Source organism: Citrobacter sp. L55 (genome assembly GCF_002850715.1).
GTDB classification, from domain to species: Bacteria; Pseudomonadota; Gammaproteobacteria; order Enterobacterales; family Enterobacteriaceae; genus Citrobacter; species Citrobacter braakii.
Genome location: NZ_KZ559401.1, coordinates 277,754 through 290,366 on the forward strand (window position 1 = coordinate 277,754; position 12,613 = coordinate 290,366).

Annotated in this window: 12 protein-coding genes; 3 read left to right on the forward strand and 9 right to left on the reverse strand. The window is 52.9% G+C overall.

Annotated features, from left to right (window positions below):
• Nucleotides 1–38: 38 nt before the first annotated feature.
• Nucleotides 39–446, reverse strand: a complete 408-nt coding sequence (locus B9P82_RS08715; RefSeq protein WP_016154348.1) for a protein YgfX — start codon at nt 444–446, stop codon at nt 39–41.
• On the reverse strand, nt 427–693 hold the full coding sequence (sdhE, locus tag B9P82_RS08720) for an FAD assembly factor SdhE (protein ID WP_016154349.1): 267 nt from the start codon (nt 691–693) through the stop codon (nt 427–429). Before sdhE ends, B9P82_RS08715 begins: the two co-directional genes overlap by 20 nt.
• Nucleotides 694–950: 257 nt before the next feature.
• Here sdhE and ygfZ point away from each other — a divergent pair, with 257 nt between their 5' ends.
• On the forward strand, nt 951–1,931 hold the full coding sequence (ygfZ, locus tag B9P82_RS08730; protein ID WP_101700203.1) for a tRNA-modifying protein YgfZ: 981 nt from the start codon (nt 951–953) through the stop codon (nt 1,929–1,931).
• A gap of 79 nt (nt 1,932–2,010) precedes the next feature.
• Here ygfZ and B9P82_RS08735 read toward each other — a convergent pair whose 3' ends face one another.
• Both B9P82_RS08735 and yqfB read right to left on the reverse strand, forming a co-directional pair.
• Nucleotides 2,011–2,670, reverse strand: a complete 660-nt coding sequence (locus B9P82_RS08735) for a PAQR family membrane homeostasis protein TrhA (protein WP_016154351.1) — start codon at nt 2,668–2,670, stop codon at nt 2,011–2,013.
• A 163-nt stretch (nt 2,671–2,833) separates the two neighbouring features.
• Nucleotides 2,834–3,145 (reverse strand): N(4)-acetylcytidine aminohydrolase, encoded by a 312-nt coding sequence (yqfB, locus tag B9P82_RS08740; RefSeq protein ID WP_101700204.1) that lies wholly within the window; start codon nt 3,143–3,145, stop codon nt 2,834–2,836.
• Between the two features lie 52 nt (nt 3,146–3,197).
• Here yqfB and B9P82_RS08745 point away from each other — a divergent pair, with 52 nt between their 5' ends.
• Nucleotides 3,198–3,926, forward strand: coding sequence for a MurR/RpiR family transcriptional regulator (locus B9P82_RS08745; RefSeq protein ID WP_003838265.1), 729 nt, complete (start codon nt 3,198–3,200; stop codon nt 3,924–3,926).
• Between the two features lie 121 nt (nt 3,927–4,047).
• Nucleotides 4,048–5,481, forward strand: a complete 1,434-nt coding sequence (bglA, locus tag B9P82_RS08750) for a 6-phospho-beta-glucosidase BglA (protein ID WP_095716013.1) — start codon at nt 4,048–4,050, stop codon at nt 5,479–5,481.
• A gap of 94 nt (nt 5,482–5,575) precedes the next feature.
• On the opposite strand, the gene B9P82_RS08755 is transcribed toward bglA, so the two are convergent.
• The 5 genes from B9P82_RS08755 to ubiI form a co-directional block, all read right to left on the reverse strand.
• Nucleotides 5,576–6,319, reverse strand: a complete 744-nt coding sequence (locus tag B9P82_RS08755) for an SDR family oxidoreductase (RefSeq protein WP_016154354.1) — start codon at nt 6,317–6,319, stop codon at nt 5,576–5,578.
• Between the two features lie 61 nt (nt 6,320–6,380).
• Complete coding sequence (gene gcvP / locus B9P82_RS08760; protein WP_101700205.1) at nt 6,381–9,254, reverse strand: aminomethyl-transferring glycine dehydrogenase; 2,874 nt, start codon at nt 9,252–9,254, stop codon at nt 6,381–6,383.
• 176 nt (nt 9,255–9,430) lie between these two features.
• Nucleotides 9,431–9,820 (reverse strand): glycine cleavage system protein GcvH, encoded by a 390-nt coding sequence (gcvH, locus tag B9P82_RS08765; RefSeq protein WP_003026965.1) that lies wholly within the window; start codon nt 9,818–9,820, stop codon nt 9,431–9,433.
• A gap of 25 nt (nt 9,821–9,845) precedes the next feature.
• Nucleotides 9,846–10,940 (reverse strand): glycine cleavage system aminomethyltransferase GcvT, encoded by a 1,095-nt coding sequence (gene gcvT, locus B9P82_RS08770; protein ID WP_101700206.1) that lies wholly within the window; start codon nt 10,938–10,940, stop codon nt 9,846–9,848.
• A 452-nt stretch (nt 10,941–11,392) separates the two neighbouring features.
• A complete protein-coding gene (gene ubiI / locus B9P82_RS08775; RefSeq protein ID WP_016154357.1) occupies nt 11,393–12,595 on the reverse strand; it encodes an FAD-dependent 2-octaprenylphenol hydroxylase in 1,203 nt (400 codons plus the stop codon).
• Nucleotides 12,596–12,613 lie beyond the last annotated feature (18 nt).

Consider the following 12,613-nt stretch of genomic DNA (forward strand, 5'->3'; position numbering starts at 1 on the left):
AGACCTTAACGCTGCACGCCATCAGGCATTCATCAGCATTATCCCTGCTTCGCCTGTTGCAGTATTAACCGCCGCAAATCCCGCCACTCCGCGTCATCCATACTGTCTGCCGCCAGCCACAAATGCTGACGTTTTCCGGCATCGGAACGTAAACGCAGCATCATGCCTGTTTTGACCATCCAGGGTGCGCTAGCAATAGTCCACTCTTGCCCTTGCCAGCGCAGACGACCGTCCATCAACAGCCGAATCTCGCCCTGACAGGCATTGATTCGGCGCTGGCTACGGACGCTATCGAACACCACCAGAGAGAGCAGAACCAGCCATAATGGGGTGTAGCTCAATGGCCAGGGCATCAATAAAATAAATACCGCGACCAGCCCATGAATGAGCAGCGAAAGCCATTGCGCGCGCCATGAAACGCGTAAATCAGATTGCCACTGGACCACGTTCCCGATTCCGTGTCTGGATAAGTCGCACCATCTGCTCTAGCTGAGCATCAGCCGGTTTCCCATGATTCATCAACCAGTTAAATAAGTCTGGATCATCACATTCTAGCAGACGGATAAAGATACGTTTTTCTTCGTCACTTAAGCTGTCATATTCATGTTCGAAAAACGGCATGATCGAGATGTCCAGCTCACGCATACCGCGACGGCATGCCCAATGAATACGTGCTTTGTTGTTAATATCCATGTTCTTCTTCCTGTCTCGCGAAAACGAAGTATCCCGCTATTGTAACGTGTTTTTCCCTCATATTTACGGGAATATCAGTAAACGGAAGCGTGCTCGCTAAATAAAACCACATTAAGTCAAAGGATTCAGCATTTTTGGATGTCTCCTCGCAAAGCTTAATATATGGCACAAATAGCCCGTTTAAACCGCTTGCAATGGGCCATAGCTCTTTTACCATTAGTCATTATCACTGCGTTAAGCAAATCAGGACATTAATTATGGCTTTTATAGCTTTTCCTCCTCGCCAGCCTTTCGCGTCAACGCGCTTGCCTCTGACGCTAATGACGCTCGATGAATGGGCGCTCGCCACCATCACCGGTGTCGACAGTGAGAAGTATATTCAGGGTCAGGTCACAGCGGATGTCAGCCAGATGACCGAGCATCAGCACGTGTTGGCAGCACATTGTGACGCCAAAGGTAAAATGTGGAGCAACCTGCGTCTGTTCCGCCAGGGTGACGGTTTTGCATGGCTTGAGCGCCGTAATCTGCGCGATGCGCAGCTCACCGAACTGAAAAAATATGCGGTCTTCTCGAAGGTGGCGATTGCCCCGGACGACGAGCGCGTACTGCTGGGCGTCGCGGGATTCCAGGCGCGTGCTGCGCTGGCCAATCTCTTTAGCGAATTACCAAACAGCGATAAGCAGGTCATTACTGAAGGTTCTTCCACCATATTGTGGTTCGAACATCCCGCTGAGCGTTTCCTGCTGATCGTTGATGTTGCAACGGCGGAAACCCTGGTAGAGAAGCTGCGCGGTGAAGCGGAGTTAAATAACAGCCAACAGTGGCTGGCGCTGGATATCGAAGCAGGTATTCCGGTGATTGATACTGCCAACAGCGCGCAGTTTATTCCGCAAGCCACCAATCTGCAGGCTCTGGGCGGGATCAGCTTTAAAAAAGGCTGTTATACCGGTCAGGAAATGGTTGCTCGCGCAAAATTCCGCGGAGCCAACAAACGTGCCATGTGGACGCTGGCAGGTGCGGCCAGTCGGGTACCGGAAGCAGGTGAAGACCTGGAGCTGAAAATGGGCGAGAACTGGCGTCGTACCGGCACCGTACTCGCCGCGGTGCAACTGGCGGATGGACAGGTACTGGTGCAGGTTGTGATGAATAACGACATGGAAGCCGACAGCGTGTTCCGCGTTCGTGACGACGCGAAAACGCTGCATATCGTACCGCTGCCGTATTCGCTGGAAGAGTAAATCGCCGGGTGGTGACTTTATCTTACCGGGTCGCGCGTTTTAAAGACCCGGTAAGCTCAGCACTGCTGAGTAATGATAATTACGCCTGCCCCACGTACAGGTAGATCGCCAGGAAATGGCAAACGCTGCCACCCAGCACAAAGCCGTGCCAGATCGCATGGTTGTATGGAATGCGCTTACAGACGTAGAAAATAACGCCCAGCGAATACACCACACCACCAACTGCCAGCAACGTCACACCACCCACCGCCAGCTTAACCGCCAGTTGATACACCACAATCAGCGATAGCCAGCCCATCGCCAGGTAGGTTACCAGCGACAGGACCTTAAACCGGTGCGCAATGGTCAGTTTGAATAAAATACCGAGCAGCGCCAGGCTCCAGATAACAATCATCAGTCCACGTGCCAGCGGCGAATCCAGCCCCACCAGCAGAAATGGCGTGTAGGTCCCGGCAATCAGCAGATAAATCGCGCAGTGGTCGAACTTTTTCAGCCAGACTTTCGCTCTTTGATGGGGGATCGCGTGATATAAAGTTGAGGCGAGGAACAGCAGGATCATGCTGCCGCCATACAGGCTATAGCTGGTTATCGCCATGGCGCTGGCGTTGGTATCCACTGCCTGAACCAGCAACAATACCAGTCCGACAATCCCAAACACCAGCCCGATACCGTGACTGATGCTATTGGCTATTTCCTCTGCCAGCGAATATCCCTGCGCAATTAATGGCTTCTGAACCATATTTTACTCCCGAGAAACGAACACTATCGTGATTGCTCCTCTAGCGTAACTGAGAATGGTTCCAGTGAACACATGTTAGCTAAAATATTTGCCAACTAAATAACAATCCATAAAAATCATGATGTTATATTTTAATATTCAGCTAACATGCGTACCTTTAGAATCAAAGGCATTTAAAATCAATCACATAAAATTGTGTTTGATCCGGGTAAATCTCGGCAATCACGTGTTTAAGTTCTTCTAGTGTCATGTTTTCCTGGTGAGCATGTTTCTCTGTCAGCGTATCCAGCGTGACGGTTGAGGTGCCCACAACCTCAATCGTGCAGAAGTACCCCTCATCTTCGAAGCGCCCAACCCGTAGAATGTCACCGGCTTTGAAGTGTGATTCGGACTCGTCACGAATCGTAATGGTTTTGCGTCCGGCCAGAATGTCATCCTGGAAACGCTGAAAAAAAGTGATGTCATTTGGCTGCATGTTATTATTCCCTGTAGATGAAGTCTGATGAGTGAGTTTTGCCATTGTGAGTATGTTCTCCCACGCTGCCATCGCCAGTCTCAACAATCTTGAGATGCTGGTCTACAACTATGTCATCAAAAACCGTGACAAAGTCATGTACATGACCATTCGCGAACTGGCGGATGCCGTGGGCGTTTCCACCACCACCGTACTGCGCTTTTGCCGCAAGCTTAAGTGTGAAGGTTACTCAGAATTTCGCGTACGCTTCAAATTATATTTAGAGCAGAATGAACCGCAACAGGCTAATTTCGGTGCCAGCGAAATTATCAGCTTCTTTAAAGGCGTCAATAACGACGAGTTCGACAAATTACTCGATCAGGCTGTTGATATTATATTATCTTCCGAGCGTATTATATTCGTCGGGGCGGGAACATCCGGAGCTCTGGCAAAATATGGCGCTCGTTTTTTCTCAAACGTCGGAAAATTCAGTAACCACATCGATGACCCTTATTTCCCGGTAACTAATGATATGGCCAGAAACGCGCTGGCGATCGTACTTTCCGTTTCTGGAGAAACCGAAGAGATCCTACGCTTTGCCAGCCAGTTCAGTCTGCATAACTGTAAGGTTCTGTCGGTCACCAGCCATGAACATTCGCGCCTCGCGAAACTTGCCGACTTTAATCTCTCCTGGCACGTTCCACAGACACGCATTGCCGGGGTATACGATATAACCACGCAGATCCCCGTTATTTATATTCTGGAATCACTCGGTCGCAAGCTGGCGAAAAGAATAGCGTAAAAAAAACAATATGTTTTTTTGATGTAACAAATCACATTAATGCTATTTTGTTATATCGTGACATTTATCTTTCCTTTGTTAGACTCAAAATCAGATTGTATTAATTTGAGACTGAGCGCAGATGAAAAAACTTACCTTACCAAACGATTTTTTATGGGGCGGCGCGGTTGCGGCGCATCAGGTTGAAGGCGGCTGGAATAAAGGTGGCAAAGGGCCCAGCATTTGCGACGTACTGACCGGGGGGGCACACGGCGTTCCGCGAGAAATCACTCAGGACGTCGTGCCAGGTAAGTACTACCCCAACCACGAAGCCGTCGATTTTTACGGTCATTACAAAGAAGACATTAAGCTGTTTGCCGAGATGGGCTTCAAATGCTTCCGTACGTCAATTGCCTGGACCCGTATCTTCCCCAAAGGGGACGAAACCCAGCCAAACGAAGAAGGGCTAAAATTCTACGACGACATGTTTGATGAACTGCTGAAGTACAATATCGAACCGGTCATCACCCTTTCCCACTTCGAAATGCCGCTACACCTGGTTCAACAGTACGGTAGCTGGACCAATCGTAAAGTCGTTGATTTCTTTGTCCGTTTTGCTGAAGTGGTCTTTGAGCGCTACAAGCACAAGGTCAAATACTGGATGACCTTCAACGAGATCAACAACCAGCGTAACTGGCGTGCACCGCTGTTTGGCTATTGCTGCTCCGGCGTGGTGTATACCGAGCATGAAAACCCGGAAGAGACTATGTACCAGGTGCTGCACCACCAGTTCGTGGCCAGCGCTCTGGCGGTGAAAGCCGCACGTCGCATCAACCCTGAAATGAAAGTCGGCTGCATGCTGGCAATGGTCCCGCTATACCCGTACACCTGTAAGCCTGAAGATGTAATGTTCGCGCAGGAATCGATGCGTGAACGCTATGTATTCACCGACGTTCAACTGCGCGGCTACTATCCATCTTATGTACTGAACGAGTGGGAGCGCCGCGAATTCAATATTCGAATGGAAGCTGGCGATGAACAAATCCTGCGTGAAGGCACCTGCGACTATCTCGGATTTAGTTACTACATGACCAACGCGGTAAAAGCGGAAGGCGGTAGCGGCGATGCTATTTCCGGTTTTGAGGGCAGCGTGCCGAACCCGCACGTCAAAGCATCCGACTGGGGCTGGCAGATTGATCCGGTCGGCCTGCGTTACGCCTTATGCGAACTGTACGAACGTTATCAGAAGCCGTTGTTTATCGTTGAAAACGGATTTGGCGCTTACGACAAAGTTGAAGAAGACGGCAGCATCCACGATGACTACCGCATCGACTATCTACGCGCCCACGTCGAAGAGATGATGAAAGCGGTAACGTATGACGGCGTAGATCTGATGGGCTACACGCCGTGGGGCTGCATCGACTGCGTCTCGTTCACCACCGGCCAGTACAGCAAACGCTACGGTTTTATCTACGTGAACAAACACGACGACGGCACCGGCGATATGTCGCGTTCGCGTAAGAAAAGTTTTGAGTGGTATAAAGCGGTGATTGCCAGCAACGGCGAGAATCTGTAATTTTTTGCCGGATGGCGCTGCGCTTATCGGGTTTACGGGAACTGAACCTGTAGACCAGAGCAGACATTTACGCCGCCATCCGGCAAGCAACGCATTACTTCCCGCCGGCCAGCTCCAAAAAACTGCCCGTGACGTAAGACGCCTTCTCACTCAGCAGCCAGGTAATCGCCTGCGCGACCTCTTCCGGTTGTCCGCCGCGCTGCATAGGCAACATGGATTTCACGCGATCGACCCTTCCCGGCTCACCGCCTGACGCATGCATTTCCGTGTAGATAAGACCGGGTCGCACGCAGTTCACGCGTATCCCCTGCGCCGCAACCTCCAGCGCGAGGCCGGTGGTGAGCGTGTCCACCGCACCTTTTGAGGCTGCATAATCAACATATTCGAACGGGGCACCAAGCCGTGACGCCGCCGAAGAGACATTCACAATCGCCCCGCCCTGACCGCCGTGCTTAAACGACATGCGCTTTACCGCTTCCCGACAACACAGAAAATAGCCGGTAACATTAGTCGCCAGGACGCGATTAATACGCTCAGCGGTTAGACTTTCCACCGTGCTCTGTTCAAACAAAATCCCGGCATTGTTCACCAGAGCAGTCAGCGGCTCGCCCTCGCGGTCAATGGACTCAAACATCGCCCCGACCTGGCTTTCATCGCTGATATCTGCCCGCAGAGCAAACGCCTTTCCTCCCGCAGCGGCTATATTGTTCACCACCTCCGTTGCCGCACGAATATTGTGATGAAAGTTAACGGCGACCGTGTAACCCTCTAGCGCTAACTGCAGCGCGGTTGCTCGACCAATGCCGCGACTGCCCCCCGTAACCAGTGCTATAGCCATCACTATTCTCCCCAAAAATAAAGGCGCCGAAGCGCCTTTAAAAGATAGCTGAATCAGTCGATTACTGATAATCGCTCAGCGGCACGCAGGAGCAGAACAGGTTACGGTCACCGTAAACGTCATCAAGGCGTTTCACGGTCGGCCAGTATTTGTTCGCTACGCCCGCCGGGAAGACGGCGATTTCGCGGCTGTAACCGTGATTCCACTCCGCGACCAGCTCATTTTGCGTGTGCGGGGAGTTAACCAGCGGGTTATCTGTAAGCGACCATTCACCGGCTTTCACGCGATCGATCTCTGCGCGGATTGCCAGCATCGCATTGATAAAGCGATCCAGTTCCACTTTGCTTTCCGATTCAGTCGGTTCCACCATCAGCGTACCCGCTACCGGGAACGACATGGTCGGCGCATGGAAACCGTAATCGATCAGACGCTTGGCAATATCCAGTTCGCTGATGCCGGTCTCTTCTTTCAGTGGGCGAATGTCGAGAATACATTCATGTGCCACGCGACCATCGCGACCGGTATACAGCACCGGATAGGCATCTTTCAGACGGCTGGCAATGTAGTTAGCGTTCAGGATCGCCACCTGGCTTGCCTGCTTCAGACCTTCTGCGCCCATCATACGGATGTACATCCAGCTGATCGGCAGAATGGATGCGCTACCGAACGGTGCCGCAGAAACCGCGCCCTGACGGGTGAGCATCCCTTCAATCTGTACTACGCTATGACCCGGTACGAACGGCGCCAGATGCGATTTAACACCGATTGGTCCCATACCTGGGCCACCGCCGCCGTGCGGAATGCAGAATGTTTTATGCAGGTTAAGGTGAGAGACATCGGCACCGATAAAGCCCGGTGTGGTGATCCCAACCTGAGCATTCATGTTCGCGCCATCAAGATAAACCTGGCCGCCAAACTGGTGCACAACGTCGCACACTTCACGGATCGTTTCTTCATACACGCCATGAGTAGAGGGATAGGTCACCATGATACAGGAGAGGTTTTCACCCGCCTGCGCCGCTTTTTCACGCAGATCGCCAAGATCGATGTTGCCGTTTTTATCACAGGCGACAACCACTACCTGCATACCCGCCATCTGTGCGGAGGCCGGGTTGGTACCGTGGGCAGAGGCCGGGATCAGACAGATATCGCGATGGCCTTCGTTACGGCTTTCGTGATAATGGCGAATCGCCAGCAGACCCGCATACTCGCCCTGCGCGCCGGAGTTCGGCTGCATGCAGACTGCGTCATAACCGGTCAGTTTTACCAGCCATTCGGAAAGCTGGCCGATCATCTGGTGATAACCTTCTGCCTGCTCTGGCGGGCAGAACGGATGCAGTTCAGCGAATTCCGGCCAAGTGATAGGGATCATCTCGGCGGCAGCGTTCAGCTTCATGGTGCAAGACCCCAGCGGGATCATTGCCTGGTTCAGGGCCAGATCTTTGCGCTCCAGCGAGTGCATGTAACGCATCATCTCGGTTTCGCTGTGATAGCGATTAAACACTGGATGGCTGAGGATCGCATCGTCACGCAGCATGCTGTCCTGAATGGAACGGCTGTCGAGCGCCACGTCTTTGTCCAGCGTATCGATGTTCAGACCGTGGCTGTCTCCCAGCAGAACATTGAACAACTGCACCACGTTTTCACGGGTGGTGGTTTCATCGAGCGTAATACCTACCGCGTTATGGATATCGCTACGCAGGTTGATTTCTGCCGCTTCAGCACGCGCCAGTACCGCAGCCTTATCGGCCACTTCAACACACAAAGTGTCAAAGTAGTGCGCATGACGCAGCTTCAATCCTTTCTGTTGCAGACCGGCTGCCAGAATATCGGTCAGACGATGGATGCGATTAGCGATACGTTTCAGGCCAACCGGGCCATGATAAACGGCATACAGGCTGGCGATGTTGGCCAGCAGAACCTGCGAGGTACAAATGTTGGAGTTCGCTTTCTCGCGGCGGATATGCTGTTCGCGAGTCTGCATCGCCATGCGCAGGGCGGTATTACCCGCTGCATCTTTGGAGACGCCGATAATACGGCCTGGCATGGAGCGTTTGAATTCGTCTTTAGCGGCAAAGAATGCCGCGTGCGGGCCGCCGTAGCCCATCGGTACGCCGAAGCGTTGCGCAGAGCCGAAAACGATATCCGCGCCTTGTTTGCCCGGTGCAGTCAGCAGTACCAGCGCCATAAAGTCGGCAGCGACGCTGACCACTATTTTACGGGATTTCAGCTCAGTCATCAGGGCGCTGTAGTCGTGCACTTCACCGGTGGTGCCAACCTGCTGCAACAGCACGCCGAACACATCCTGATGATCCAATGCTTTTGCCGCGTCATCAACAATGACGTCAAAACCAAAAGTTTGCGCACGAGTACGCACTACGTCCAGCGTTTGCGGATGAACATCAGCCGCCACAAAGAAACGGTTGGCGTTTTTCAGTTTGCTGACGCGTTTGGCCATCGCCATGGCTTCAGCTGCAGCAGTAGCTTCATCCAGCAGAGAAGCGGAAGCCATGTCAAGGCCGGTCAGGTCCAGCGTCACCTGCTGGAAGTTCAGCAATGCTTCCAGACGGCCCTGGGAGACTTCCGGTTGATACGGGGTGTAGGCGGTGTACCAACCCGGGTTTTCCAGCATGTTACGCAGGATAACCGGTGGCAGCTGCACGGCGGTGTAGCCCATGCCAATGTAGGACGTGAAGCGCTTGTTACGCCCGGCGATGGCTTTTAATTCAGCCAGCGCAGCGTATTCGGTCGCCGCCTCGCCCACCTGTGGCGGGGTTGCGAGCTGAATGTCTTTCGGCACAATCTGGCCGATCAGCGCGTTTAACGACTCGGCGCCAACCGCATTCAGCATATCTTGCTGCTGCGCGGCGTCCGGTCCGATGTGGCGTTCAATGAAAGCGCCGCTATTTTCAAGCTGGCTTAACGTCTGTGTCATGGGCGATGGTTCCTGAAACGTGCAGTGAATCGTAGGTGTCTCTACTTACCTGAATACGCAAAAAATTCGCGTTGCAGGAAGGCGGCGACGCAGCACATCCCCAGGAGCTTACATCAGTAAGTAACTGAGGTGTGCAAGAAAGCCAACACACCTGCAACGTGAAGAATGAAGCGTATTTATTCGTCTTCTAACAAAGCTTCATATGCAGTCGCATCCAGCAGCGATTCAATTTCGCTTTCATCGCTGGCTTTGATTTTGAAGATCCAGCCCCCTGCATACGGCTCGCTGTTGACCAGTTCCGGGGAGTCGCTGAGCGCGTCGTTAACCGCAACAATCTCACCGCCTACTGGCGCATAAATATCGGATGCCGCTTTTACGGATTCCGCAACGGCGCAGTCATCGCCCGCGCTGACGGTTGCGCCAACTTCGGGCAGGTCAACGAAAACCATGTCACCTAACAGCTCCTGAGCATGTTCGGTGATCCCAACGGTGTAAGAGCCGTCAGCTTCTTTGCGCAGCCATTCGTGTTCTTTGCTGTATTTCAGTTCTGCAGGTACGTTGCTCATCAATCAATCTCCAAAAAAGGATGAATTACGCGACGGCTTTGCCGTTACGCACAAAAACAGGTTTAGTCACTTTTACCGGCATTTCGCGGTTACGGATCTGTACGATCGCATTCTCACCAATACCCGCAGGGACACGCGCCAGCGCGATGCTGTAACCCAGGGTTGGGGAGAATGTCCCGCTGGTGATAATGCCTTCCTGCTGATTGCCGGAAGCATCAGTGAAACGCACCGGCAGTTCATTACGCAGTACGCCTTTCTCGGTCATCACCAGTCCAACCAACTGTTCGTGGCCTTTTTCACGCTGCATTTCCAGCGCTTCCCGACCGATAAAGTCGCGGTCAGTCGGTTCCCACGCGATGGTCCAGCCCATGTTGGCCGCCAGCGGAGAAATGGCTTCGTCCATCTCCTGACCGTACAGGTTCATGCCGGCTTCCAGACGCAGCGTGTCGCGCGCGCCAAGACCGCAAGGTTTGACACCTGCTTGTACCAGCGCACGCCAGAAGTCTGCCGCCTTTTCACTCGGCATAGCAATTTCATAGCCTGCTTCGCCGGTATAACCGGTGGTTGCGATAAACAAATCACCCGCCTGAACGCCGAAGAACGGCTTCATGCCTTCTACCGCCTGACGCTGCTCGTCAGTAAACAATGTGGCTGCTTTTTCCTGCGCGTTTGGACCCTGCACCGCAATCAGCGACAGATCGTCTCGAACGGTGATGTCGATGGCGTAAGGTTCAGCGTGTTGGGTAATCCAGGAGAGGTCTTTTTCGCGGGTGGAGGAGTTTACAACGAGGCGGAAGAAATCTTCAGTGAAGTAGTAGACAATCAGGTCATCTATCACGCCGCCCGAAGCGTTGAGCATACCGGAGTAGAGGGCTTTACCCGTCTTCGTTAGCTTCGCGACGTCGTTTGCCAGCAGATAACGCAAGAACTCCCGGGTGCGGCTACCGCGCAGGTCGACGATGGTCATATGTGACACATCAAACATTCCGGCATCGGTGCGAACAGCATGGTGTTCATCAAGCTGAGAACCGTAATGCAGTGGCATCATCCAGCCATGGAAATCTACCATGCGCGCGCCACATAGCGTGTGTTGTTCGTACAAAGGAGTCTGTTGAGCCATCTTTTCCTCGTTGAATAAGCGGGGCTACCAACTCTTTCGCGGTGAAATTTTCGCCACGAAACCCAGCACCGCAGCCGCTCCAGGGGCCACGACGCAAACGTTCTCTTTGTCCTGAACTTACCACCGAAACAGACGCTAAACCATAAGGCAAAATTAACCATCACATTAGCTTATGGCCAAAAACAGCAAAATCACCGACAGAACAAAAGTCCATCCATACGGCAAATAATCAGAATAAAAAATAAATACAAGCTGGAATTAACAGCACCAACCAACATTAAATGTGGAAAAATTGTCAAAAATGGCGTTATGAAAAAAACGTAATATTAAAAAAACTAATGCGAAAAAAGGCGTGGAATTAGATTATTTCAAATGAGAGAAGCACCCCGACGCGCAGGCCGGGAGTGGAAAGTGTGACGGGTCTCAAACTCTTAAGATTGTCCTTACGGACGCTAGCGTAACCACTCAGGAAGATCGTTCAGTCCCATCGCCTGGCGGATGAGCTGTGGTTTTACGCCTGGCAGGGTATCGGCCAGTTTCAGACCAATATCACGCAGCAGTTTTTTCGCCGGATTCTCGCCTGCAAACAGTTCACGAAAGCCCTGCATACCGGCCAGCATCATCGCTGCGCTGTGCTTACGGCTGCGCTCGTAGCGACGCAAATAGAGATACTGACCAATATCTTTGCCCTGACGCTGGAGCCGCTTCAGCTCATCGATCAGCTCCGCCGCATCCATAAATCCAAGGTTAACCCCCTGACCCGCCAGCGGGTGGATGGTATGCGCCGCATCCCCCACCAGCGCCAGACGATGAGCAGCGAACTGACGGGCATAGCGTCCCGTCAGCGGAAACGCCTGACGCTCGCTTTCAAGGCTGCACAGCCCCAGGCGATTATCAAAAGCGATATTCAGCGCCTGATTAAACTCGTCAACGCTTGCCTGCTGCATGCGTTCTGCTTCTTGCGGCGAAAGCGACCAGACGATAGAGCACAGGTGCGGGTCACTGAGCGGCAGGAACGCCAGGATCCCCTCACCGTGAAACGCCTGCCGCGCAACCGCGCCGTGAGCTTCCTGCGTACGGATAGTCGCCACCAGCGCATGATGACGGTAATCCCAGAAAGTGAGCGGAATATCCGCTTTGTTGCGCAGCCAGGAGTTAGCGCCATCGGCGCCGACCACCAGGCGAGCTGTCAGCATTGCGCCATCTTTCAGGGACAGAAATGCCTCATTCTCACCCCAGGCTACCTGCTGTAACTCAGCGGGCGCCATCAGCGTAATATCCGCTGAACGCTGCGCTTTTTGCCAGAGTGCGTAATGGATCTCTGAGTTTTCAACGATGTGGCCTAAATGGCTGTAACCCATGCTCTGGTCATCAAACGCAATACGCCCAAAGCTGTCTTTGTCCCAGACTTCCATGCCGTGGTAGCAACAAGCGCGACGGGCAACAATGTCGGACCAGACGCCCAGTCGGCTAAGCAGTTTTTCACTGGCGGCATTAATGGCCGATACGCGAAGCTGAGGAGGTGCATCCGCCGCCAAAGGCTGCGGAACATGTTGTTCTAACACTGCAACGCGCAACCCGCTGCCCTGCAAGCCGCAGGCAACCGCCAGTCCCACCATGCCGCCACCAACAATTGCTACATCAACACTTTGCACTGTTTGCTCCTGAAAATA